Source organism: Candidatus Korarchaeota archaeon NZ13-K, from assembly GCA_003344655.1.
Lineage (GTDB): Archaea > Korarchaeota > Korarchaeia > Korarchaeales > Korarchaeaceae > Korarchaeum.
Genome location: MAIU01000014.1, coordinates 1 through 24211, shown reverse-complemented (window position 1 = coordinate 24211; position 24211 = coordinate 1). Strand labels below are relative to the sequence as shown.

Genomic DNA, 24211 nt, shown 5'->3' with positions numbered 1-24211 from the left:
TCATCACTTCATAGGGTTCAACTACAGGATGACCGAGATAAATGCTGCGATAGGGCTAGTCCAGCTGGAGAATCTGGAGGCCTTCAATGGCAGGAGGAAGGAGATAGCATCTAGATACTCAGAGGAGCTCTCCAATCTCGTGGAGACGCCCTATGTGGCTGAATGGGCCGATCCCGTTTGGCACCTCTACCCGGTGAGGGTCAGAGGGGGGAAGAGGGATAGGGCCATCAGAATGCTCGCGGAGAGGGGGGTCATGGCCAGACCAGCATACCCAATGCCCCTGCAAGAGCAGCCAGCTATCTCCAGGTTGAATGACAGGTATTACAACTTCCTAAGCGTACTCTTCGAGGGCTTCGATCCCTCAAGCAGCTCCACGCCAAATGCAAGGGCACTCTGCGGGGAGATCCTGTACCTCCCGATATACCACTGTATGACGGACGATGAGGTTGAGGTCGTGATCAGGGCCTCCAAGGAGGTTTTCAAATCGCTCTGATGGCCTCTATGAATGACAGATATGTTGGGCTCGGCCTCCCGGGCCTAGACTTGAACTCCGGATGGAACTGAATCCCAACGAAGTAGGGGTGCCCCTCAACCTCGAAAGCGTTTATTATCCTACCCGTCGGGTCTATTGCCGTCACCTTGTAGCCGAAGGCCTCCATCCTCTCAGCATACTCCCTTATTATGTGATACCTGTGCCTGAACCTCTCGACTATCCTCTCCTTACCGTAAGCCCTTCTCAGCACACCCTCCAGCAGTATCACCTCCTGCCCCCCGAGCCTCATGGTCCCCCCTACTCCCTTCACCTCCTTCTGCTCCGGCAGGAGGTCCACCACGGGCCAGGGGGTCGCCGGATTTATCTCGGTCGAGTTGGCTTCCTTCCACCCCATGACCTCCCTCGCGAACGCAACTGTGGCTAGCTGAGCACCGAAGCATATACCTAAGAAGGGCTTTCCGCTTTTAAGGGCGAATGATGCCGTTGATATCATGCCCTCAGTCCCTCTGGAGCCGAATCCTGGTGTCAGAACTATACCATCGGACCCCTCTATTTTCCAGAGCTCGTCTCCCCTCTCGACACCCTCTGAATCCACGGGCACTATCTCGGGCATGACACCCAAGCTGGCCCCGGCATGCTTTATCGCCTCCACTATTGAGATGTATACATCAGCCATCCTCCAGTACTTCCCCACCATGGCTATCCTCCTTCTGACACCCCTCCTGAACCTCTCCGTTATCTCCTCCCAATCGCTCAGATCAGGATCTCCATTCAAGCCGAGCCTTTCCGAGAGCACCCTTCCCAGGCCCTGCCTCTCAAGGTATATGGGCAATTCGTAGACCACGCTCAGATCCGGGTCATCGAATACGGAGCTTAGAGGTACGCTAGCGTAAAGTGCGAGCTTCTTCTTGACGTTATCCGGAAGAGGGGATGAAGTCCTGGCGATAACAATATCTGGAGGGAGACCCGCCGCTAGAACTTCCCTGAAGAAGAGCTGGGCTGGTTTTGTTTTGAATTCACCTATAGTCTCGACGAAGGGTACGTAGGTCACGTGAACGTGAAGCGAGTTCCCCTTCCCCAGCTCCAGCCTGAGCTGTCTCAATGCTTCCACGAAGGCCATTGCTTCATAATCCCCCACTGTTCCACCCAGCTCCACGATCATGACATCAGGCCTCTCCCTGACAGCCACCTCACGCACCCTCCTCTTGATCTCGTCCGTCACGTGGGGTATCAGCCTTATAGTCTGGCCCAAGTACTGGCCCTGCCTCTCACCCAGTATGACGTTCAACATCACTTGACCGCTAGTTATGTTATTTGAAGGGTGCATGTTCACATCCAGAAATCTCTCATAGTGACCGAAGTCCTCGTCTATCTCAGCTATCTTGAACTCAACTCCCCCTCCCGGGGTGAAAGACCACACCTCCTCCGTCACGAAGACCTCACCGTGTTCAATCGGGTTCAGCGTTCCGGGATCCGGATTGAGGTAGGGATCTATCTTTATCATGGAGACCGAGAAGCCCCTCGCTTGAATGAGCTTCCCTATCGAGGCGGCCACCACACCCTTTCCTATACCGCTTATCACTCCTCCGGTGACGATCACAAGCTTGAAATCCACGTATCCAGTGGCGCCGGAGCACCGAATAAAAACTTATTGAGTCCCTTTACCTTTCCATGGACTCCGTGGATGATGCGACCAATTAGGCCTCCATGAGGCCGAATCACCTTTGAGAGGGTAGAGGATAGAGCTTCCTTATCTCCTCCAGCTTCTCCAATCCTCTGGCTAACCTCTCCTCCGATATTAGTCCCATCTCAAACCAAGACACTAGGTTCTGATGCAGCTGCTCGATCAGCTGCTCCAGGGACTCGGGCGGTAGCGCCGCTATCAAACTCCTTATGAGGTCCATGTTGCACTCCGAACCATGGATGAACGCCCTTATCTCGGACACTATAGCGTTATAAACGTGCTCGAACTCCGGGAGGTTCTCTCCCATGCTCCCCCCTAACGTGTGGAAGTACTTGTTTAAAAATGTTACGTGTAATCGAGTTTCAATTCGGATATTCGCACTTATATGTCAAAAATATTTACATGAATGTCATGACGGTGTGGCAGGTGGGTTGAACACTGTGTCTTGCACGGAATACGAGATTGTCTTTGCTACAAATTCCACCCTAGTTATTAAATTTCCATCCAACGATCTCTCCAGATATAGGTAGTAAACTGGTATTCCTTTATCCGTTATGCAGATCTCTGTTATAAGTTCCCCACCATCTGTCCCGCTCTTCACGTAATAACAGTAACCTTTCTGGCCCGCATAGTTCCTAGATCCATTGTATTGGGGGGTGCTGAACTTCCGGCCCTCATCCACAGGATCCTTGAGCTCCTCACCCGTGGACTGAATTGCCTCCTCCGAGGAATTAACGCTGAAACAAGTCCAGTCCTCCTGAGGGAGTTTATAGCATACTGTATAGGATCCCCCAGATTTTATCATGACGTAGTTGGCATCCTCCTTCGAGAAGTCCATCCTGTACTTCTCGCCCTTGGAGTAAACAGTCAACTCGCCTCCCTTACTCCCGTTCATATAGACATCATAATTGACGGAGAATTCCTTAGTGAGCAGGAATTTATCCTTAAATTGGAATGGTGCTTCCTGGGCTTTAGCCCCCTGCGTTTGACTCTGCTGAGTCTGCTGAGTTTGGGTGTAGCTTCCTAGGAGCGAAGGCGCCACTCCCCTATACATCACGGTGTAAATCGAGCCTAGGACCAGGAGCACTATGATCATGACCCCCAGCAGCAGGAGAGTATCTCTGTCCATCGGGACCGACTCCCGCAGTATGATAAAAAGCATTTTAGTTGATCATCGAATAAAGAATTCGTTTTTGGGGATCCTCTAAGCTCCCTCCACGGTCCTCGTTATGTAATGCAGATCCACCGTCATCACCTTGGCCACGAATATCAGCCACCCGAACGCTATTATCGAGACACCGAAGTGAAGAGAGGCTAGCGTATAACTCTCTTTGAGATGGGCATCTATTCCTAGGACTAGCGCAATCATCTGAATGATGAGTAGAGCTAGGATTATGTAGGCTCCCTGATGGACAATCAATGGCGTGTGCCTCACCCTTCTGACCTTCATCGCCGCCCTAGGCGGAACCGGCTTGGAGGTGTATCTCGCAACAGGCAGGCCTATCGCGACCGCCGTGACCAGGGCCACCAACAAAGCGTGAACGAGCGGTATCTCCTGACCAGGTGTGAGGGTGCCGTATATCGTGAAGACTATGAACTCTCCCAGGAGTATGGACCCGTATAGCGTCGCTATCCTTCTGTTCCTGGGATGCCTGCTATAAACCGGGTCTATCCAAGGCATCAGGACGAGCACGAGCAGGAGCACTCCCGGAACCACAGCGAAGGCCAGAAATGGGTCAACTCCAGTCTTTATGCCTGAATAGATCGCCATGAGATACCACTCGGGTTGCCCAACTGGGAGCTTTTCTGTTGGCAGGAACTTCTGACCCAGTTCGGCCGGGAAGGCCGCTGACAGCACCACCAGTGAGCCAAGTACTATGAATATTGCTGCCACCTCCGTCAGGAGGTGGTTCGGGAAGAAGGGTACCGCGGGCTCGGGATCAGAGCCATCGTAGGGAGGTGAGGAATGATGTATGTGCACCATGAGGAAGTGCAGCAGCATGAGTATCGCGATGAGACCCGCTATCAGTATGTGGAACCCGAAGTACCTACCTAGGATCTCGTCAAACGTCCCTGTCCCGTATATCAGAGGTGCTATCCACTTACCCCCTGGCATGTTCGATACCAGCGTGTTCCCTATCCTTATCGCCTCGGCCGCAATGTGATCCATCCTGAGCGAATAGCCTGTGACCCCGCAGAGGATCGCGAGCAATCCCATGAGTATCCCCACAACGTAGGTTAGTTCATGAGGTCTCTTGTAAGCTCCCATGAAGTAGACCCTCAGGAAGTGGAGCATGGAGAGCAGTATCATCAGGTTGGCCGCGTAATTGTGTAAGCTCCTTATGGTGGAACCGTAAGCCACTTCCTCCATTATCCTGACTATGCTGTCATATGCGAGATTGCTCTCCCCAAAGACGGGCACGTAAAACATAAGCAGGAGTATGCCCGTGATCGCGTTTATCGCGAACATCAGAGTTGTTAGCCCTCCCAGACTGTAGAGGGGGTGAAGCGTGTGCCTGTAAACCTTCAACTCCTTGAACTCCCTCATGCCCAGCCTATCGAGGAGCCAGTCTAAGAACCTGGAGAGACAGGATTCTCTTCCTCCACAACTCATTTCCTCCATCCCTCCGCGTAAATATCCCCTACCTCGTCGATCCTTATCTCTATCTCGGGAAGTGGTTTCTTGGGGGGACCCGCTATGACGCTCCCATCGACGGGATTGAAGTAACCGGCATGGCAGGGGCAGTATATGTCATTTCCGGGCTCCAGATGGACTATGCATCCGAGGTGCGGGCAGACAGCACTGTAGGCCTTGAACTCCGTCCCAGCCCTCTGGGCCAGCTCGGGTCTGAGCCTTATCAGGATCGCGGGGTGCTGGCCCCTGCTACCATCGGGATTCAGGGGCATCAGGAAGGATACCTGAGAGTCGGGCTTAACCTCACTCACATTAGCTATTTTGAGCGGAAGCGATTTGGAGCTCTCCCCTATCTTCCCTGTGATCACGCGCTCTGAGGAAAGATATTGCACCAGTGGAACCCCCAAGGATGCTGCAGCTAGGGCTATGGACGTTAGGATCCCGCCCTTTATGAAGTCCCTCCTACTGATCTCTACCATGGGATCACCTCTCATGAAAACCCAAGCTCTTGGAGTAACAGTGATATATCACAAGCCCTATCACGAACATGGCAAATAGACAGACGCCTATCCAGAGCTGCTCCACGAAACCTATATGTACTTGGAGGGATCCACTGACAAAATTTTTAATAATGGATAGCTGAGCCACCATCCCACCCATCCCCAGCGGACTAGGGCTCGCCCAAAAATATTAAAATTACTGATCGAATTATGGGAAATGAAATGTCTGCTAATTGGACAATATCTAATATATTTATTAAATAAACTCCCTAATGAGAATAGATTTTTAGAGATTATCAACCAGAAACATTTATCTTATTGACTCACTTATCACATGACAAATGATGTACGGGTGAGGGAGGTTGTCACCTTGGTGGAGGTCATCGAGACCGATGTTGTGATCATAGGATCTGGATTGGCGGGCCTCAGGGCTGCCATAGAGGCTGCCAGGAGGAGCGAAGATAAGCTCGACGTGAGTGTCGTGACCAAGATACATGCGATGAGATCTCACTCAGTAGCCTACGCTGGGGGAACTGGTGCCGTTCTGTACCCGGATGAGGGAGATAGCTTCGATCTCCATGCCTACGATACCGTGAAGGGTGCCGCTTGGCTTGCGGATCAGGACGCCGTTGAGCTATTCGTCAGATTGGCTCCTCAGGAGATATATCAGCTAGAGCACTGGGGGATGCCCTGGGCTAGGAGAAGCGATGGAAGGATCGCCCAAAGGCCTTTCGGAGGGCATAGCTTCCCAAGAGCCTGCTTCGCCGCGGACAAAACGGGACTTTATGCTATGCACACGCTCTACGATACCGCGCTGAAGTATGATGGAATAAAATTTTACCATGAGTTCTTCGTCACCTCCTTGCTCGTAGAGGACGGCGAGTTCAGGGGGGTTACCGCCATCGAACTCAAGAGCGGGGAGCTTCATGTGTTTCACGCGAAAGCGGGAATACTGGCTACAGGGGGAGCTGGGAGGATCTTCCCCTTCACCACATACTCCCACTCCTCGACGGCTGATGGTATGTGTATGGCATACAGGGCTGGACTCCCCCTTAAGGACATGGAGTTCTTCCAGTTCCATCCGACCGGGCTTGTGCCATCAGGCATACTCATAACGGAGGCCGCCAGAGGGGAGGGAGGTTACCTCATAAACAACAAGGGAGAAAGGTTCATGAGCAGGTACGCCCCTGAGAAAATGGAGCTGGCTCCGAGGGACGTCGTCTCTAAGGCTGAGATGACCGAGATACTTGAGGGTAGGGGATTCAAGGGTCCCAATGGTTTGGATTACGTTTTGCTAGATCTGAGACATCTGGGGGAGGATAAGATAAACGAGAGGCTCCCCGATGTGAGGGAGATATCGATAGAGTTCGCGGGAGTTGACCCGGTGGAGGAGCCCATACCGGTCAGACCAGTGGCGCACTACTCCATGGGGGGTGTCCACACCGACACCTACGGGGCCACTCCCGTCAGGGGATTCTGGGCCGCTGGCGAGGTGGCCTGTGTCAGCCTGCACGGTGCAAACAGACTGGGAACCAATTCCTCATCAGATTGCTTGGTCTACGGTATGCTCACTGGAAGGCAGGCCGCTGACTATGCCCTGAGTAGGGATAGGAGAGATATACCGATGGAGAAGGTCCATGCTGAGGAGAAGAGGATATTTGATGGGATACTGAGGGGGTCGACCGGCGAGAATCCTTACCTGATAAGGAGGGAGATGCAGAAGATCATGGGAGACCACGTTTACGTCTTCAGGGATGAGAATGGCCTGAAAGAGGCTGTTAGGAGATTGAGGGAGCTTAGAGAGAGATTCGGAAAGGGAAATGTAGCGGACAAGGATCTCGAATACAACATGAACCTCATACACGTGCTTGAGCTGGATGCCATGCTTGAGATCTCCTATGTGGTTGCCCTCTCAGCGCTGAACAGGACCGAGACCAGGGGCGCTCACACAAGGCTGGATTACCCGAAGACGGATAATGAAAACTGGTTAAAGCACACCCTCATCAGCAGAGGCGCTGATGGGGAGCCTATCTTCAGCTACCTGCCCGTGAGGATAACCAAGTGGCCCCCCGCCGAGAGGAAGTATTGAGGTGATTCGTATGGGTGAGGAGGGATATCTCGAGTATCACGCCCTCAACAGAAGGGGGGTATCCGGATGGTTCAAGGTGAGGGGTTACGTACTTGAGAGGAAGCTATACGCGTTGCACAGGATAACAGGCATACTCATAGTGCTCTTCATGCTACCGCATTTCTACAGCACGGGATGGCATCCGGGATTGTGGTGGGATGCCATTCTAGGCGTGATAGTCACATTTCACGTTGCTAATGGTATAAGGCTCACCCTGCTTGAGCTCCTGGGATTGGGCATAGGCAAGCCCCTGCTCGTGAAGAAACCCTTCCAAAGGCCCGTCTCAGTTGAGGGTAGGCAGAGGTATCTTCTGGCTCTCACCTTGCTGCTATTCCTGACGCTAGCGATCATCTGGTCCTATTACGCTCTCATCGTGAAGCCCCTGATGGGAGGGTGATATTATGAGGGAATCCACCAAGATGTTGCTCCACTATATCACAGGATTGTTGATAGTCGTCACAGGACTGATTCACCTGCTTGCCAACAACGACCCCAACGTCGGCAAGCTGATAACGGGAAATGTTTACCTCTACCTGACAAACATGTCCGTCTTCCTGGCATCGCTCCTCTACCATGCCTTCAATGGAATCAGGGTCATATTGATAGAGCTAGTCCCCGACGCCTGCTGGACGAGGTTGATAGGATGGGCCCTACTCCTCATAGGGATCGCCACATATGCGGTAGGCATCCAAGTGCTGTTGATGTCCCTGGGCCTCGTTTAGGGAGGGATCACTATGGAGCAGTCCTCAATGGATCTCTGGAAGCCCATTAAGGTGATCAGGCTTAGGGTCTATAGGTACAACCCCAAGAAGGACTACTTCCCTGAGTGGAGGGAGTATGAAATTGAGGTGAGCAGGGGAACCACCATACTAGATGCCCTGCTCAGGATAAAGGAGGAGATAGATCCCTCACTGAGCTTCAGGTACTCTTGCGGGCAGGCCCTCTGCGGTTCCTGCGCCATGATGATCAACGGGAGGCAGATGCTCGCCTGCAGGACTAGAGTGCTTGAGGTCGCTCACGGCAGGGACCTCGTTGAGCTCAGACCCCTGGATAACTTCCCAGTGATCAGGGATCTTGCCTGCGACTTCACCTCGTTCTTCGAGAAGCATAGAGCTGTTAAGCCTTGGATAATAAGGAAGGATTCTGATGAGCTTGATAATCCGACGGGTGAATACAAGCAGAGTATAGAGGAGTACGCAAGGTACTATCAATTCACCGACTGCCTCAAGTGCGGGGCCTGTTACTCCGCTTGCCCCACCACCGCAACCGACCACGCGTATCTAGGGCCTCAGGCCCTGTCCCAGGCTTACAGGTACATGGTCGACAGCAGGGATGATGGATTTGATGAGAGGATTCCCATCGTGGATACAGAGCACGGCTGCTGGCGTTGCCACTTCGCCACATCATGCTCCGATGTCTGTCCCAAGTACGTGGATCCTGCCCAAGGGATACAGCTTCTGAAGAAGCTCATCATTAGGAGGAAGTTCGGCTTAAAGCCCCACAGACCGGCTGAGGTGCTACCGTCCAAGATAGGGGAAGTTAAGAGGAGATAGTATCTCACCGAAAATTTTTTATTATCATAATGCCATGACGCGCTAGGAATGAAGTGGGATCAACCGGCCGACGTCAGAGTGAGGAGTTTGCCGAGTCCTGACCCCTCATTCATTTTAATGCCCACCACTTGATCGAGATGCGGTGGGTGTCATGAGCGGATCCCCCTCTAGGTTCTTCCGCTGTCCAGTTTGCGGAAGGATCGTGGAGGAGCATTTGCCCGGAAGGGGCCCTCTCATCTGCTGCGGCGTCGAGATGATGGAGCTCCTTCCAAACTCAGGAGACACTCTCGAGGAGCATTTGCCCAGGGTTTACTCGGAGGGGAATGAGATCGTGATCGAGGTGGGGATCGTTCCCCATGATATGAACGAGGAGAACAGGATACTTTGGGTGGAGGTAGTTAAGGAGGGATCCCATCGCGTTAGAAGCTATCTGGACTTCAGCAGGAGACCTGAGGCTTCCCTCGTCGGGATGAACGGTCCGTTCAAGGTGAGGGTACTCTGCTCCAAGCATGGAGTCTGGGAGTACCTCCATGAGCCCGTCAGGCTGGAGCTATCGGAGGCAGTATCCAGGGCCTTGGACAAGTACAATTCACTTAGAGGCAGGGAGTCTCAAGCTTGCGTCGTGAGCCTCTCGGATGATTCCATCAGAGTTGAATTTTCCGGAAACTTCTGCAGGACATGCGGTTTCTACGACTACTTCGAGGACCTCAGGCAGCTCTTGGAGGAGTTCGGTGTCAAATCAAGGATAAGATCGATAGAGGAATTCGAGGATGGAGCTTTTGTAACTTACAGCATAGAGGGGTCCTGATTGGGCTTGAGGGAACTGCTAGATGAAGTGATCCGTTTGAGAAACAGTCAGGTCAGGGAAATCATAGAGAGGAGGATGAGAGAGTTCGAAAGCTTGAGGGATGGGAGTGAGGAGGATCTCTTCAGGGAGTTGGTCTTCTGCCTCCTCACCGCAAACTTCAGCGCAGAAGGTGCTCTCAGAATCCTCAACTCCCTAGGAGATGAGATATTCTCTCTCCCTAAAGATGAGCTAGCCGATAGACTGGCTGAATTGGGCCACAGGTATCCCAAGAAGAGGGCCGAGTTCATAGTTGAGGCCAGAAGACTCATTCCGGTGCTGAAGGAACTAGTGGGCAGCTTTAGGGATGAGAGATCCTTCAGGGAATGGCTTGTCAAAAATGTGAAGGGATTGGGCTATAAGGAGGCAAGCCACTTCCTGAGAAACATAGGATTCAAGAACATCTCTATAATCGATTTACACGTACTCGATCTGCTGGTGAGGTTCGGTCTTCTCGAGGATAGGCCCAAGAGCTTAAGCAGGAGGAGGTACCTTGAGATAGAATCCTTACTGGAGAACTTGTCGAGAGAGACGGGGATCCCCCTGGGGGAACTGGACCTCTACCTATGGTACCTCGAGACGGGCAAGGTTATTAAGTGACCTGATCGCGCAGCTGGGGTTCAGGATGGAGATGCGAGGATTCGTGATGAACTTAGCCCTGACATCTGTTTTCGCCGCGCTCTACGCGACCATCACAATCGTTCTGGCCCCTATATCCTTCTACGCGATACAGGTGAGGATCTCCGACTCATTATTGGCTCTCTCGCTATTATTCGGACCACCCGTGATCATAGGGACTTCAATAGGATGCTTCATCGCGAACTTGATTGGACCTTTCGGCATAGTTGATGCATTGGGTGGCTCCCTAGCTAACTTGGTGGCGACCTACTTGGGGTGGAGGTTTAGGAGGAGAAGGACCCTCGCGATCATGCAGATGCCCTTCACAGTATCCCTCATAGTCTCTCTCTATCTCTACGAGTTGTTGAATCTTCCTCCACTGCTCACCTTCGCATACTTACTCATAGGTTCCCTGATATCGATAGGTGGGCTGGGCTCCTTGCTCTTGAGGATCGTGAGCAGATGGTATGTTAGTTAAATTTCCACACTCAGACAGCGTGAATATATAAACTATTTTAGGATCTTATCGCGATACCCTCGCCCAATATTTTGGGTATTTGCGATCGGCGAGGTGGTTCATGAGCATACAGCAAACATTTTTAGGTGATCGACTCGCCTAGATCCGGCAATTCCCAACGATTCCTGCTATGGCTCCTATAAGGCGAGGATGAAGGGTGAAACATCATGAGAGCAAGCAGGAAGGTTGGAATAGTTGGATGGGGAGCCTACGTGCCCAGATGGAGGATAAGGTCGGAGGAACTTGCTAGGGGATGGGGAAGAGAGTGGAAGCGGTATGCAGCCGGTATAATGGTCGAGGAGAAGAGCGTGCCGGGTCTCGACGAGGATACCTTCACAATAGCCTATGAGGCCTCAATGAACGCTCTGAGGAGGGCCAGGATAGATCCTTCCAGCATAAGGGCGGTTTACGTTGGTACGGAATCTAAGCCCTATGCTGTGAAGACGACCGCAACGATGCTGGTTGAGGCCATAGGTGCTGGTGGGCCCAAGAGGCTCACCACGGGGGCCGACTATGAGTTCGCATGTAAGGCGGGAACTGAGGCCATGCAATCTGTGATCGGATTGGTGGGCTCCGGCATGATAGATTATGGACTGGCCGTAGGGGCTGATACCGCTCAAGGTGCTCCGGGAGACGCTTTAGAGTACACAGCCTCTGCCGGAGGGGCCGCCTACATTCTAGGACCTGCTGATAAGTCAGTAGCTGTCATAGAGTCCTCCCTCTCTTACGTCACGGATACCCCGGATTTCTGGAGGAGGCAGCACGAGCACTACCCCGCACATACAAGGGCTTTCACTGGGGAGCCAGCTTACTTCAGGCATATAATGTCCGCAGCCAAGGAACTCATGAGCCTCATGGGGACCAGGCCGGAGGATTACGATTATGCAATCTTCCACCAGCCTAACGGCAAGTTCCCAATCAGGGTGGGCACCAGGCTTGGGTTCACGCCGGAAAAGATAAAGCCCGGGCTGATAACTCCCTTCATAGGTAACACTTACAGCGGATCAGCTCTTGTTGGTCTGGCCGCCGTGCTGGATCAGGCGAGACCAGGGCAGAGGATCTTACTCGTTTCCTTCGGGTCCGGCGCGGGTAGCGATGCCTTCCACATAGAGGTTCGGGATGGGATAGAGGAGGTGCGGGACCTTGCCCCGAAGACTATGGACTACGTCTCCAGGAAGGAGTACATAGATTATGCGATTTACGCCAGATACAGGAGGATGATCAGGATGCTGCACGATTTCAGCGGGTATTGAGGTGAGATTATGGTCTTCGTGATAGGCGCGAGCGTGCTCAAGGTCGGGGATCACTGGGAGAAATCCCTGAGAAATCTAGCCGCGGAGGCTTCAATTGCAGCCATTAGGGACGCTGGTGAAGTTGATGTGGACTACCTGATTGTGGCAAATTCCCTCTCGGGGGTCATAAACGGCCAGGAGAACCTGGGATCGTACATAGCCTCCCACCTTGGGCTGATAGGCGTACCCGCTGTGAAGGTGGAGGCAGCTAACGCGTCGGGAGCGGCAGCCGCCATGCTGGCCGGTTCCTTGATAAGGAGCGGCGAGGCTCGCAGGATCCTTGTTGTGGGAGTCGAGAAGATGACCGACTACACCTCCCTAGAGGACTCCAATACGGCTTTGTCCACTCTGATAGACTCGGAGTACGAGGCCTTCCATGGGGCAACCCTGGATTCCATGCATGCGCTTGTGATGAGGGATTACATGAGAAAATATCGCATTAGTAGGGAGGATTTCTCATATTTCCCGATCATCATGCATGAGAATGCTGTTGATACTCCACATGCCCAGTACAGGTTCAAGGTCGACCTGAACGCATACATCACCTCTCCGCTGATAGCTGAACCCCTGAGCATGATGGACGTGCCCGGCATCTCAGATGGTGCCGCCGCCTTGGTGCTCTCATCCAAGGATGAGGGACCCAATGGCAACGCCAAGATCGTCTCATCGGGACAAGCGACCGATAGGATCTCACTCTACAACAGGACCTCCCTTGTTGAGATGCCCTCGATCAGGATGGCCCTTAAGAGGGCCCTCTCAAGGGTAGACGATTTCAAGCCGGATTTCTACAGTATAGAAGAGTACTCGAGCGTCTCAGGCTACATAGCCGTTGAGGAGCTTGGGCTGGTCGGTAGAGGGGAAGCCTACAAGCTCTTCAGGGATGGTGAGGCCAGGAGGGACGGATCAACTCCTGTGAATCCGGAGGGAGGATCAAAAGCCAGAGGTGATCCAATCGGCGCCACATCAGTCTATCAGCTGGCTGAGGCCTATTTTCAGCTCACCGGAAGGGCCCAGGGATGGCAGGTAAGCGGCGCCAGGAGGGCCCTAGTGTTGAGCATCGGAGGGTTGGGAAGCAACTCGATAGTTCACCTGATGGAGGGTGCGTGAGATCATGTGGGCCTACTGGTTGAGCGTTCCCTCTCACTGGAGGGAGATACCAGCCAGGTATAGGCTGGAGGGAGGGATCTGCAGGAGCTGCGGTCACACGATGCTCCCTAAGGAGGATATATGTCCTGTTTGCGGATCAAGGGATATAGCTGTTAAGCAGCTCCCAAGGAGAGGAACTGTGGTCAACTATTCGGTGATATGGAATGCGCCCCGAGGCTACGAATACTACACCCCTTACATCATAGCTCTCGTGAGGTTAGAGGACGGGACCATGGTCCTGAGTCAGCTGACTGACGTCACTCCCTCCGAGGTGGCCGAGGGTATGGAGGTGGAGATGGTACTCAGGAAGGTCCGGGTGAGCGGGGAATCGGGAATAATAGCATACGCCTATAAGTTCAGGCCCTTGATGAGGGGTGATTGAGCCTCACTATCCCCTTCACCTTTTTTATTGCAACTCCAGTTAGTCCCGATGCTCCACTACAGGGGGAAGGCAGGAAGGCTGCTCTCCAGCTTGGGCATAGAGGACTTCGACAGGGTGAGGATTAGGAAGGGAAACCGCGTTTATGAGGGAATACTCATACCTAGACCTGAGATACTGGACGATGAGCACGTGATAATAAAGCTGGATAATGGATACAACATAGGGATAAGCATAGAGGGAGCCGAGCTCGAGCTCGTCTCCAAGGGAGGTGGGAGGGAGGAGAGGCCCATCCCGGAGCTGAGCTACAGGGAGGACCTGCCTAGAGTGCCCATAGTGGTCACGGGAGGGACAATAACATCCAGGGTGGACTACTCAACAGGCGCCGTCATAGCTCATGAGAAACCTGAGGAGCTGCTGGACCTCATACCGGAGCTCGCTGAAATAGCGAACATAGATTACGTGAGGCTATTCGCGGAGTTCAGCGAGAACCTGACCCCGGATCATTGGAGGGAGATAGCCAGGGCGGTGGAGAGGGAGCTCAGGAAGGGATCTGAGGGTGTGATAATAGCGCATGGGACTGACACAATGCACTACACGGCATCAGCGTTGGCCTTCATGTTGAGAGAACTTGATAAACCCGTCGTGCTCGTCGGATCGCAGAGATCGGTTGACAGACCATCGACGGACGCTGTGGTGAACATGATAGCTGCCGCCAGACTGGCGGCCTCCGGACCGATAGCGGAATCGGTAATAGTGATGCACTCGAGCCCATCTGACGACTACGCTTACGTCTTGAGGGGGGTGAGGGCGAGGAAGATGCACACATCCAGGAGGGACGCCTTCGTCTCTGTGAACGAACCTCCGCTCGCGAGGGTGGGCCGTGACTCCATTGATCTGATCTCCGATAACTTCAGGAGGAGAGGTGAGGGAATCAGTGGAGTCGTACTGGACGATAAGATCGATAGCAGGGTGGCTCTGGTTCAGATATGGCCGGGCATTCCGTCGGGATACCTCAGCATGCTCAAAACGATGTTCCGAGGGATCGTCATAGCCGGCACCGGATTGGGTCACGTGCCCAAGCACGTGATACCTGAGGTGCGCGAGCTCATCAGGGACGGGGTGCCCGTCGTCATGGCATCCCAGTGCCTGTTCGGGAGGGTCGATCTCAAGGTGTATGAGACGGGGAGGAGATTGCTCGAGGCCGGGGTTATACCTGCCATGGATATGCTGCCTGAGGTCTCCCTCGTCAAGCTGATGTTCGTGCTAGGACACACACAGGAACTTGAGGAGGTTCGGAGGCTCATGCTGACCAACCTCGCTGGGGAGATAGGGACTAGGCTTCCCTTGAACACCTTCCCACCCTGCTGGAGGTGATCCCTTGGAAGCCGAGTTCTACAGGAGCATCGGTTTGAGGGTGGGCCTGGAGATCCATCAGAGGCTCGACTCCCACAAGCTCTTCTGCAACTGTCCCTCTATCTTGAGAGACGATGAGCCTCATCACTGGATAAAGAGGAACCTGAGCGTTTCTTACAGCGAACTAGGTCTCATAGATCCGGCGGCCATGTTCGAATCGCTGAGGAAAAGGGATTTCTTCTACGGGGTTTATTACGATACCACATGCGAGGTCGAGGCTGATGAGGCTCCTCCGCTCCCCCTGAATGAGGAGGCCCTGGAGATATCAATAGAGATAGCTCTCATGCTCAAGATGAAGCCCGTTGACGAGATCCACGTGATGAGGAAGATAGTGGTCGATGGGAGTAACACCACGGGATTTCAGAGGACTGCTCTCGTTGCCCTAGGGGATGAGGAGAGCTTCATAGACACTTCAATGGGGAAGGTTGGCTTGGAGACCCTATGCCTGGAGGAGGAATCCGCTTTCATAGTGGATAGCACCCCGGAGTATGCGAGGTATAAGCTGGATAGGCTGGGGATCCCCTTGGTTGAGATAGCCACCTCCCCAGACATATGGCACCCTGAGCAGGCAAAGGAGGCCGCCCTGAGGATAGGTAGGCTGCTCAGGGCGACGGGTAGGGTGCAGAGGGGAATAGGGACGATAAGGCAGGACATAAACGTATCGATAGAGGGAGGTGCTAGGCAGGAGATAAAGGGGATACAGGAGCTCGATCTGATCCCGGAGGTCATAAGGAGGGAGGTCATCAGGCAAAAGAACCTCTTAAGAATCAAAGATGAGATGGAGAGCAGGGGAATCTCTGAGAGCGATTTTTCAGATCCTGTGGAGGATATAACGGACATATTAGCCGGTAAGAAGTCCCAGATCGTAGAGAAGGCGATCTCCAAAGGAGATAGGGCCTTCGGAATGAGAGTGAGGGGAATGAGGGGCCTCCTAGGGCGGGAGGTGCAGCCGGGAAGACGCTTCGGAGCGGAGTTAGCGGATTACGCTAGGGTCTTCGGTGGAGTCAAGGGGATCATCCATGGGGACGAGTTGCCGGGGTACGGGATGAGCGAGGAAGATGTTAGGGTCATTAGAGAGAGGCTATCTTGCGAAAACGATGACACTTTCGTGATCATCTTAGGCAGGAGGGATACCTCATTGCTCGCTCTAGAGTCCGTGAGGTCCAGACTCAAAGCTGCCGTCAGGGGCGTTCCAAATGAGACCAGGAGGGCACTACCAGATGGAAACACGTCCTTCATGAGACCTATGCCCGGATCAGCCAGGATGTACCCGGAGACTGATGTGCTACCGGTTAAGGTCGCTCCCATAGTCGCTAGGATCCGGAGTTTGCCTAGGATGCCTGAGGACGTGGTGAGGGAGTTGGCGGAGCTTTACAACATAAATAGCGACTTGGCCTGGGAGCTATACGATGAGGGGAGGGTCGAGCTCTTCAAGAGGCTGGTGTCCTGCGGGGCGCCAGCCAGCTTCACAGCATCGACATTGACGTCCACCATCAGGATGTTGAGGAGGGAAGGTGAGCGAGTTGACAGGATATTGGAGAGTCATTTTGAGGAGATCTTCAGACTGCTGGGAGAGGGTAAGCTCGCCAAGGAAGCCGTACCTGATTTGCTCAGGGAGATAGCGAGGGGGAAGTGTTCAAGTGCGCAAGATTACGTTAAGGAGCACACGATCAGCTTAGAAGAACTCGATTCCGTGATAGAATCCGTCTTAGAGGGACTCAGGGACAGGATATCGGAGAGAGGGGATAGGGCCTTCGGTATGGTTATGGGGGAGGTGATGAAGCTGGTCAGGGGTAGGATAGATGGCGCCATCGTGAGCGAGAGGGTGAGAAGGAGATTAGAAGAATCCTTCAAGGCTTGATACCCTTCTTTCCCTCACTATCTCATCGAAATCTAGGTCTAAAGCGCTCAGTATCTGCTCAAATGTTGTCCTCATTATCTCCAAGTACTTCTCCTTGTCTATTTGGGATTTGCTCGCCAGCTCCGTCGGCATGACCCCGTCCCTACCGGTGACCTTGACGTACTTTATCACCTGACCCGCTTCGACGCGTTTGCCCATCCTCTCAAGAATCCTAGCCACTTTAACGTGCTGAGGGGTGGTCTTTACGTAGTCATCTGGGCTCTTACCCAGCATGCATCTGAATGCCAGCTCCTCAATATCGTATTCCCCGGACTCCAGCCTCCTCACGTAGCTCCTTATGGTTTCCTCTATCATCCTCTTGGCCTCGGAGAAATCTTCAGGACTTTTGACGCTCGATAGTATCTCCAGCACCTCATCGAAGGCCTTCTTGACCAGCGGGGGTATGTTTCTCTTCTTCCCGAGCAGTCCCTTCACCTCCACGATGCCCTCTCTCGTCACCCCCAGATAGTTCTTCTTCAGCCTGGAGAAGACCACATACCTGTACCACTTATCCAGCTCCAGATCTATTCCTAGTTTCTCCTCAACCCTCCTCTCCAACTCGTTGATCTGAGCCTGAGTGGCCCCTTTTATGAACAGGCTATCAGTATCCCCGTATATGACACTCAGCCCCATCCTCCTAGCTTCCTCTATTGAGAGGAGCATGGCCTTCCTCGCTAGGGCGGTTATCATCTCAGCCGCCGGAGGTGAGTATAGGGGAAAGTTCTCGAAACCGAAGACGCCGTATGATGCGTTCAGGAACACCTTAAGGCTCCTCTGGACGGTATCAAACCACTCTCTCATGTGCTCATTTCTCTCCTCCTTGGCCCTTCTCTTATACCTCTTCACCCTGAGGTCCCTCAGGGCCTGTATGATGTAAGGGACTATCCCCCTGCCCTTCGTGCATATCCAGTGTGGGAGCTCCTCCACGGGTCTATTCGACCTGCACTCCTCATGGGGACAGTTTACCGTTTCAAAGCTCACTTTCCAGCGTCCTATAATCGATGGATACAGGCTAGCGAAGTCCATGACGGCCACATCGAAGTGAACCCCCGGTGCTGGCTCGAGGACTATGGCTCCCATGTACTTCTTTCCCTTGATTATCGCCTGAGAGTAGGTTCTCTCCCCCCTAACGGCCATTATCTCCTCCTTCTCAGGAATGAGCCAATTCCTCCTCCTGTACTCGAAGAATATCATGTTCCTGATCCATGAGGAGACCCCCTGCCTGGACACCTCCTCCAAGGACATCTTGCTTATCCTAGCGAAGAGGAAGAGTAACCTGATCAGCTCCCCGGATCCTATGTTCCCGAGCTTGAAGGTGAGCTCAGCGTCTTTCAAACAGTATTCAGCCAGTGTCGTTGTCCCTAATGAGTAGAAGTCCCTCACCTCGAGCTCCATCTTCCTCTCCCCTAGCAGGGCTTCAGCCACCTCATCCAGCGTATAGCCGATATATTTGTTACTGAAGACATAAACTTGTATTGATTTGTTACTGAACAGTTTATACAGGTCTACATGTATCCCCGTATCCAGTATGGCCCTGTCCCTCTCGAGCCTGATGGGCCTGTCGCTCACTCCAAGCTCCTTAGCCCTCTTGGCTAAGTAGGGGAGGTCGAAGTTATCCCCGTTGTAGGTGAATATGAGTGGATATTCACTGATTCTATCAAGTACACCTCTAATTAGTCTCCCCTCGCTCTCATAAGCTATTATCTTTGTACCGTCCGGCAGCTCATTGGGTAGACTGCCTCCCCTGTAAAGAACGTGAACCTCCTTTCTGTTGAAGCTGTCCACTATGGCTGCCGCGGCAACGGGTTTATCTGGCTCCTTAGGATCTGGGATCTTGTCCAGAGGGGAGAGGACCTCTATATCTAGAGCGGCATTAGGCAGCTCCGGAGAGGGCTCGTCGAATAAGGGCATCATGGAGAGCAGCACTTCCTTCACCTCCTCATCGGAGCCCACCATCTCCTCGCTCAATTCCGAATCGACTTTGACTCTCCTCACGTTCCCGGAATCGTCCACCTCGTACAGACAGCCAGGTATGAGGTTCCTGTCGAAAATGAAGCAGTCATAGTACTTTATCTTCGCCTCCCAAACTCTGTAACCCAGCTTGGTAAGTACATCCCTCATGTTCCTGGGGGATCCCCCTATAGCTAAAGGATCCTTGGCCTCCACTTTGGTCAACTCGAGCTCCACATCCCTCAGGATATCGTACTTCCTCACTCTGGAGAGCGAATGTATCCTCGAGGAGAACTCTCGCAGGACCTCTGCCGCACTCTCCTCCGGCGCGTCAGTGAGCAAGTAAGGTTTATGATCCGAATTGTCTTTTACTGAAAAAATTTCTCCATTATCAATGTCATAAAACTTCATGATTGCGGCCTTCTCATCACCTGAGTAAAATACCGAGAGCAGAACACCCCTCCTTGGTGTCATCCCACCAATCCCCCCGCGAGAAGAATTTAAATAGGTGGGCGGCCCATTGAGGCGACCGAAAGAGGTGTCATCATGAGTAGAAAACTCGTGGCAATGGCTATCGTCATCATGATCCTTGCGGTTCATCTGGAAGCCGCCTACTCAGCTTACCCCATGCCGCTGGCCTCTATTCAGGTGAGGGATGATCTCTCCGCCACCTTGAGGGCGAGCGTCTACAGGACCCTCAGCGGGGATGAGACCCTATTCCACACGAACACTCTGAAGGCCCCCATACTCAACTGGATGAACTTCAGGGGGAATGTCTCGATGAACCTGACCCCCGCTGGACTCAGGGGGACCTATAGGTTCATGTTCTACCCTCAGTATGGGGATCCGACCAACAGGGCCAGCTTCCTCAGGAGCGCGGTTTCTAGAGGCTACCTGAGCAACTCCACCATACTGACTATGATGAGCTTCTTCTACGGCAGGGACTCGCTCATTCTCTACGGTCTGAGGTGGGACTTCTTCAACGTCACCTACAGGGGGATCCCCGAGATAAACTTCACGGGAATAGCGGCGGCAGCCTCAGTGTCATCGAACTTGGAGAAGATCAAGAGCCTCTCGGTATCTTACAGTAGCGAACTCCTGGAATCCACTGGGACTCTAGTGGTGAGTTATAATATATACGCTGAGACCCTGCCGTTGGAGCTGAAGAGGAGCAGCAGTGGGGATTACTACATAATGGATCTCACCCCCCTCACGTACCTGCTGCCCGATGATATCGCCTGTAATCTTTGGGTTAACTTCACGAGCGCCTCGATCCAGATAATGGGTGCGAACGTGGCACCTAAGGTGATACTCTGGAACGATGCTCTCTGGGAGTTCGTCCCCCAGCTGCAGAAGGATGGCAAATCCCTAACGATAGTGGTGAAACGCGCTGAAGTTTACATGACTCCGCAGCTCGCATTGCTGGCTTCCATCCCACCCATTGTGGTGGGTGCCTACATCTTCTGGAGGATGAGGGGCGAGACCCCGAGGGCCGGGGGGAAGTCCTAAAAGGGACCCTTCTGCATCCTCGGTGGATCTCTGGAGGTTAAGTGTATTTTTTATAAAGGATGTCCCAGCTCCCCAGACTAGAGGTGTAAAGGGAGTTGCCCAGCTGGGGGTACTCGTACGCGGCTCAGGGAGAGAAGGAAGCGATGGCCTCAGGGAGAGACCTAAGAGTGTCCTTCAAGGAAATGGTGGAGCTACTAAGGGAGATACGGGGCAAGAAACTATCTGAGGCCTACAAGATACTCGATGATGTGATATCCCTGAAGAGGCCCATCCCATTCAGGAGGTACAATGGGGGTGTGCCTCACAGGAGAGGACTCTCCGGATCCAAGGCCGGAAGATATCCCGTCAAGGCCGCTAAACTCGTTAGGAAGATCCTGAAGAGCGCCGAGCACAACGCCATGGGCAAGGACTTGGACCCAGATAACCTCTACGTGAAGCACGCTGCAGCCCAGATGGGAATGAAGCTGAGACGTTTCTTTCCTAGGGCTTATGGAAGAGCAACCCCTAAGATAGAGCAGCTGGTTCACGTCGAGATAGTGCTCGAGGAGAGGGAGGAGGGTGAGTGAATGAGTTCCTCGAAGTCCATGCCCACCTACAAGAAGCTGGTTCAGGAGGGCATCGTGAAGTACAGGTTGCATGAGTTCTTGGAGAGAATATCAGATAAAGCGGGTTTTCATGGAGTGGAAATATCCTCAACACCCATAAGGGACATAATAACGGTCTATGTGGAGAGCCCCGGTGTCATCATAGGAAGGGGAGGGAGGACCTCTAGGAGGATCACGGACATCCTGAGGGAGGAGCTGGGGATACAGAACCCCTACATACAGACGAAGAAGGTGGATGAGCCATTCCTCAGTGCCAGGATAGTGGCAAGCTACATAGCTAGGAGGATCGCTAGGGGAGAGAGGTACAAGAAGGTGGCTTACTCGGCTCTGAGAAGGGTCATGGCCGCTGGAGCGAAGGGTGTCGAGATAAGGCTCTCTGGAAAGTTTGGGAGTCAGAGGGCCAGAGAGGAGAGGTTCAGGGATGGTGTGATATACAGGTGCGGACAAGATTACGTCGAGAATGTTGAGTATGCGGTGAAGCACGTGCTGATGCCTCAGGGCATGATAGGAGTGAGGGTGAGGATAGTTAAGCCCGGTGTGAGAGGACCTGATGCCGTTGTGATAAAGGAAGAGGCCATAGAGGAGCTTAGGGAGAGGATAAGATCTGAGGTGGATTCATTATCGGCATCTGAGAGTGTGGAGATACCCAAAGAGTTGGAGGAGGAGTTTGAGGTTGCCAGTGAGGTGAAGGAGGATGAGTCCGAGTAAGCTTGACGAGCTCAGGGGAATGAATGTCGATGAGCTTCTGGAGAGGTTGAAGGAGGTTGAGAGGGATATCTTCCTGAACGAGGCGAAGAGATTGCTCGGCGCGGCTGAGAAGACACACCTGAGGAGAGCCCTGAGGAGGGAGAGGGCTAGGATATTAACGATCCTGAGGGAAAGGGGTATAAAGATATAGGGCCGGTGAAACCCAGTAACATACTCGCTCATGAGCTCATAGGGCTGGAGGTGAAGGTCATTCACTCCCCAAACATGCATGAGGTGGGCATCAAAGGCAGGGTCGTCTTCGAGACCAAGAACTGTCTCATCATAGATAGGGGAGGCAAGAGGTCCGTGGTGGCTAAGGGTGCCAGGCTCTTTTTATTTAAAGTGGATGAAGGTAGCCCCGTGGCCGTGGTGGGAGACAGGTTGATAGGTAGACCGGAGGAGAGGGTGAAGAGAATATGAGGAGGATCTCCGAGGAGCTAGTGAAGGATGTGATACCGCCCGAGAGGAGTTGCGACGATGAGAAGTGCCCCTGGCATGGCACCATATCATTGAGGAATGCCACGCTGGAGGGTAGGGTCGTCAGTACCAAGATGACGAGGACCGTCAGTGTCCTCGTTGAGTACCTGCACTATGATAAGAAGTTCAAGAGATATGAGAGGAGACGCAGCAAGATTCACGCTCACCTACCACCTTGCTTGGAGGTCAAAGAGGGGGATTTCGTCAGGATAGTTGAGACTCGAAGGTTGGCGAAAACGGTCAGCCATGTTGTCCTGGGGAAGCTGAGGTGATTCTTCTCCAGCCATAGATGCTCTCATCGTAGAAGGGCATGCTAGCCACTCTCACCTTCAGTTTTCTTTCCTCACTCACTTGGAGCTCCCTTCCCAACTCAGCGTATTCCTTCAGGACGTAAGCCATACCTATGCCCCTCTCCACAGTGGGGCTGAAGGTTCCGCTGGTCACCGAACCCACCTTCTCCTCCCCAGCATACACTCCCTCCCCCCTCCTAGGGGCGCTCCTGGTGTCGCTCAGCAGCCCCACCCTGACGCTCTTGGCACCCTCCCTCATGATTTCAAGTAGCGCCTCCTTCCCGATGAAGTTTTCCTTCTTCATATCCACCGCGAACTCGAGTCTCGCCTCTATGGGATTTATTTCCTCGTCTATATCGTTCCCGTAGAGTACAAGGCCGGCCTCCAGCCTCAGGATGTCCCTAGCCACTAAACCGCAGGGTTTAACGCCTTCCCCAACTAGGGAGGTCAGAAGCTCGGCCGCCAGCTCCCGATCACTCAGGATGACCTCGTATCCATCCTCACCAGTATAGCCTGTCCTGCTGACGATGAGCCTCTCGCCCCTCCATGACACCTCAGTTAAGTGAAATTTTTTAATATTTATTGAATTTCCTATTATTTTATGAAATATTTCTCTGGCTTTTGGTCCTTGAATTGCCAACATATAGCTGTTGAAGGTGATATCTTTGATCTCAACATCGAGGGACCACCTATCGACCAACTCGCCGAACCAATCGAGTATCTTCATCCTGTTCGAGGCGTTCGTAACAAAGAGATACTCCTCCCTCGAGAGTCTGAAGGCCACGTTATCATCCTTTATGCCACCTCTCTCATTAAGAGTGAGCGTGTACCTGCTCCTCCCCGCATCCACATCTACGTTGTTCGATGTGACCATCTGCAGGAATTTAGCCGCCTCAGAACCGGTGATCCTCAGTCTTCCCATGTGAGATACATCGAATACGCCAGCCTCCTTCCTAACGGATAGGGCTTCCTCCAATGAACTTGTATATCTCATGGGCATTTCCCATCCTGCGAATTCGAAAAATTTAGCCCCTAACTCCTCATGTAGATCCCTGAGACCCAGCCTCAGCATCCTGCCTTCTCCCGATCGGAAAGAATTAAAGTTATCACCATCACTCAAGTTAGGGACCATGAGTGATCGCAGCGTAGACAAGGCGTTGGAAGAGATGTCATCGCAACTGAGGGGGTCTCAACTCCTGAGGGAGGAGGTGGATAGATATTCCTACTCCTACGATGCCTCCGGTATGGAGTTCATCCCAGACGCCATCGTCAGACCGAGCAACGTGGAGGAAGTCTCATTAGTATTGGAGATAGCCAACAAGTACGGTGTACCCATAACCCCCAGGGGCTCCGGGACCTCCTTGGTTGGTGGGCCGCTTCCCGTGACGGGGGGGATAGTCCTTGACATGCAGGCGATGAACAGGGTGATCGAGAGGGACGAGGACTTGGGGATGGTTAGGGCTGAGGCGGGAATCACCGTCAGGGAGATCAACAGGCTCATCAGGGATATGTTTCTACCGATAAACCC

Annotated in this window: 27 protein-coding genes; 20 read left to right on the top strand and 7 right to left on the bottom strand. The window is 53.0% G+C overall.

What is annotated here, in order from left to right; translation table 11 throughout:
• The coding region (locus BA066_03095) for a hypothetical protein (protein RDD53717.1) at positions 1 to 493 on the top strand (493 nt) is incomplete at its 5' end.
• Here the strand turns inward: BA066_03095 and BA066_03090 are convergent.
• The 5 genes from BA066_03090 to BA066_03070 form a co-directional block, all read right to left on the bottom strand.
• A complete protein-coding gene (locus BA066_03090) occupies positions 480 to 2108 on the bottom strand; it encodes a CTP synthase (GenBank protein ID RDD53716.1) in 1629 nt (542 codons plus the stop codon). The genes BA066_03095 and BA066_03090 overlap by 14 nt on opposite strands.
• A 103-nt stretch (positions 2109 to 2211) precedes the next feature.
• The gene (locus tag BA066_03085; protein ID RDD53715.1) at positions 2212 to 2484 is read right to left on the bottom strand and encodes a hypothetical protein; all 273 of its coding nucleotides are present in this window, start codon (positions 2482 to 2484) and stop codon (positions 2212 to 2214) included.
• A 102-nt stretch (positions 2485 to 2586) separates the two neighbouring features.
• Positions 2587 to 3306, bottom strand: a complete 720-nt coding sequence (locus tag BA066_03080; GenBank protein ID RDD53714.1) for a hypothetical protein — start codon at positions 3304 to 3306, stop codon at positions 2587 to 2589.
• A 75-nt stretch (positions 3307 to 3381) separates the two neighbouring features.
• Complete coding sequence (locus BA066_03075; protein RDD53713.1) at positions 3382 to 4800, bottom strand: cytochrome bc complex cytochrome b subunit; 1419 nt, start codon at positions 4798 to 4800, stop codon at positions 3382 to 3384.
• On the bottom strand, positions 4788 to 5306 hold the full coding sequence (locus tag BA066_03070) for a hypothetical protein (GenBank protein ID RDD53720.1): 519 nt from the start codon (positions 5304 to 5306) through the stop codon (positions 4788 to 4790). Before BA066_03070 ends, BA066_03075 begins: the two co-directional genes overlap by 13 nt.
• 376 nt (positions 5307 to 5682) lie before the next feature.
• Here BA066_03070 and BA066_03065 point away from each other — a divergent pair, with 376 nt between their 5' ends.
• The 12 genes from BA066_03065 to BA066_03010 all read left to right on the top strand — a co-directional run bounded on the left by BA066_03065 (position 5683) and on the right by BA066_03010 (position 17066).
• The gene (locus BA066_03065; GenBank protein RDD53719.1) at positions 5683 to 7401 is read left to right on the top strand and encodes a succinate dehydrogenase/fumarate reductase flavoprotein subunit; all 1719 of its coding nucleotides are present in this window, start codon (positions 5683 to 5685) and stop codon (positions 7399 to 7401) included.
• A 10-nt stretch (positions 7402 to 7411) separates the two neighbouring features.
• Positions 7412 to 7837, top strand: coding sequence for a hypothetical protein (locus tag BA066_03060; protein ID RDD53712.1), 426 nt, complete (start codon positions 7412 to 7414; stop codon positions 7835 to 7837).
• Positions 7838 to 7841: 4 nt separating this feature from the next.
• The gene (locus tag BA066_03055) at positions 7842 to 8162 is read left to right on the top strand and encodes a hypothetical protein (GenBank protein RDD53711.1); all 321 of its coding nucleotides are present in this window, start codon (positions 7842 to 7844) and stop codon (positions 8160 to 8162) included.
• Between the two features lie 12 nt (positions 8163 to 8174).
• Positions 8175 to 8993 (top strand): succinate dehydrogenase iron-sulfur subunit, encoded by an 819-nt coding sequence (locus tag BA066_03050; protein ID RDD53710.1) that lies wholly within the window; start codon positions 8175 to 8177, stop codon positions 8991 to 8993.
• Between the two features lie 151 nt (positions 8994 to 9144).
• A complete protein-coding gene (locus BA066_03045) occupies positions 9145 to 9801 on the top strand; it encodes a hypothetical protein (protein ID RDD53709.1) in 657 nt (218 codons plus the stop codon).
• A complete protein-coding gene (locus tag BA066_03040) occupies positions 9802 to 10437 on the top strand; it encodes an N-glycosylase/DNA lyase (protein RDD53708.1) in 636 nt (211 codons plus the stop codon). It begins immediately after the preceding gene.
• 25 nt (positions 10438 to 10462) lie between these two features.
• A complete protein-coding gene (locus tag BA066_03035; GenBank protein ID RDD53707.1) occupies positions 10463 to 10933 on the top strand; it encodes a QueT transporter family protein in 471 nt (156 codons plus the stop codon).
• A 206-nt stretch (positions 10934 to 11139) separates the two neighbouring features.
• Positions 11140 to 12225 carry a hydroxymethylglutaryl-CoA synthase gene (locus BA066_03030; GenBank protein RDD53706.1) on the top strand — a complete coding sequence of 362 codons (1086 nt, stop codon included), beginning with the start codon at positions 11140 to 11142 and terminating at the stop codon, positions 12223 to 12225.
• A gap of 9 nt (positions 12226 to 12234) precedes the next feature.
• Positions 12235 to 13371 carry a hypothetical protein gene (locus BA066_03025; GenBank protein RDD53705.1) on the top strand — a complete coding sequence of 379 codons (1137 nt, stop codon included), beginning with the start codon at positions 12235 to 12237 and terminating at the stop codon, positions 13369 to 13371.
• A 4-nt stretch (positions 13372 to 13375) separates the two neighbouring features.
• The gene (locus BA066_03020; GenBank protein RDD53704.1) at positions 13376 to 13792 is read left to right on the top strand and encodes a Zn-ribbon domain-containing OB-fold protein; all 417 of its coding nucleotides are present in this window, start codon (positions 13376 to 13378) and stop codon (positions 13790 to 13792) included.
• A gap of 48 nt (positions 13793 to 13840) precedes the next feature.
• A complete protein-coding gene (locus tag BA066_03015) occupies positions 13841 to 15166 on the top strand; it encodes a Glu-tRNA(Gln) amidotransferase GatDE subunit D (GenBank protein ID RDD53703.1) in 1326 nt (441 codons plus the stop codon).
• Between the two features lie 4 nt (positions 15167 to 15170).
• Complete coding sequence (locus BA066_03010) at positions 15171 to 17066, top strand: Glu-tRNA(Gln) amidotransferase GatDE subunit E (protein RDD53702.1); 1896 nt, start codon at positions 15171 to 15173, stop codon at positions 17064 to 17066.
• On the opposite strand, the gene BA066_03005 is transcribed toward BA066_03010, so the two are convergent.
• Entirely contained in the window at positions 17043 to 19655 is a 2613-nt protein-coding gene (locus BA066_03005) for a DNA-directed DNA polymerase I (GenBank protein ID RDD53701.1), read from the bottom strand. The genes BA066_03010 and BA066_03005 overlap by 24 nt on opposite strands.
• Between BA066_03005 and BA066_03000 the strand changes: the two genes are divergently transcribed.
• The 6 genes from BA066_03000 (at position 19638) to BA066_02975 (ending at position 22665) form a co-directional block, all read left to right on the top strand.
• Positions 19638 to 20564 carry a hypothetical protein gene (locus BA066_03000; protein RDD53700.1) on the top strand — a complete coding sequence of 309 codons (927 nt, stop codon included), beginning with the start codon at positions 19638 to 19640 and terminating at the stop codon, positions 20562 to 20564. The genes BA066_03005 and BA066_03000 overlap by 18 nt on opposite strands.
• A gap of 95 nt (positions 20565 to 20659) precedes the next feature.
• A complete protein-coding gene (locus BA066_02995; GenBank protein ID RDD53699.1) occupies positions 20660 to 21130 on the top strand; it encodes a 50S ribosomal protein L22 in 471 nt (156 codons plus the stop codon).
• The gene (locus BA066_02990; GenBank protein ID RDD53698.1) at positions 21131 to 21877 is read left to right on the top strand and encodes a 30S ribosomal protein S3; all 747 of its coding nucleotides are present in this window, start codon (positions 21131 to 21133) and stop codon (positions 21875 to 21877) included.
• On the top strand, positions 21864 to 22067 hold the full coding sequence (rpmC, locus tag BA066_02985) for a 50S ribosomal protein L29 (GenBank protein RDD53697.1): 204 nt from the start codon (positions 21864 to 21866) through the stop codon (positions 22065 to 22067). The genes BA066_02990 and rpmC overlap by 14 nt, the downstream gene beginning before the upstream one ends.
• Positions 22068 to 22072: 5 nt before the next feature.
• Positions 22073 to 22336, top strand: coding sequence for a ribonuclease P protein subunit (locus BA066_02980; GenBank protein ID RDD53696.1), 264 nt, complete (start codon positions 22073 to 22075; stop codon positions 22334 to 22336).
• On the top strand, positions 22333 to 22665 hold the full coding sequence (locus BA066_02975) for a 30S ribosomal protein S17 (protein RDD53695.1): 333 nt from the start codon (positions 22333 to 22335) through the stop codon (positions 22663 to 22665). Before BA066_02980 ends, BA066_02975 begins: the two co-directional genes overlap by 4 nt.
• Here the strand turns inward: BA066_02975 and gcvT are convergent.
• Entirely contained in the window at positions 22634 to 23815 is a 1182-nt protein-coding gene (gene gcvT / locus BA066_02970; GenBank protein ID RDD53694.1) for a glycine cleavage system aminomethyltransferase GcvT, read from the bottom strand. The genes BA066_02975 and gcvT overlap by 32 nt on opposite strands.
• A gap of 34 nt (positions 23816 to 23849) precedes the next feature.
• On the opposite strand from gcvT, the gene BA066_02965 reads away from it, so the two are divergent.
• The coding region (locus tag BA066_02965; GenBank protein RDD53718.1) for an FAD-binding oxidoreductase at positions 23850 to 24211 on the top strand (362 nt) is incomplete at its 3' end.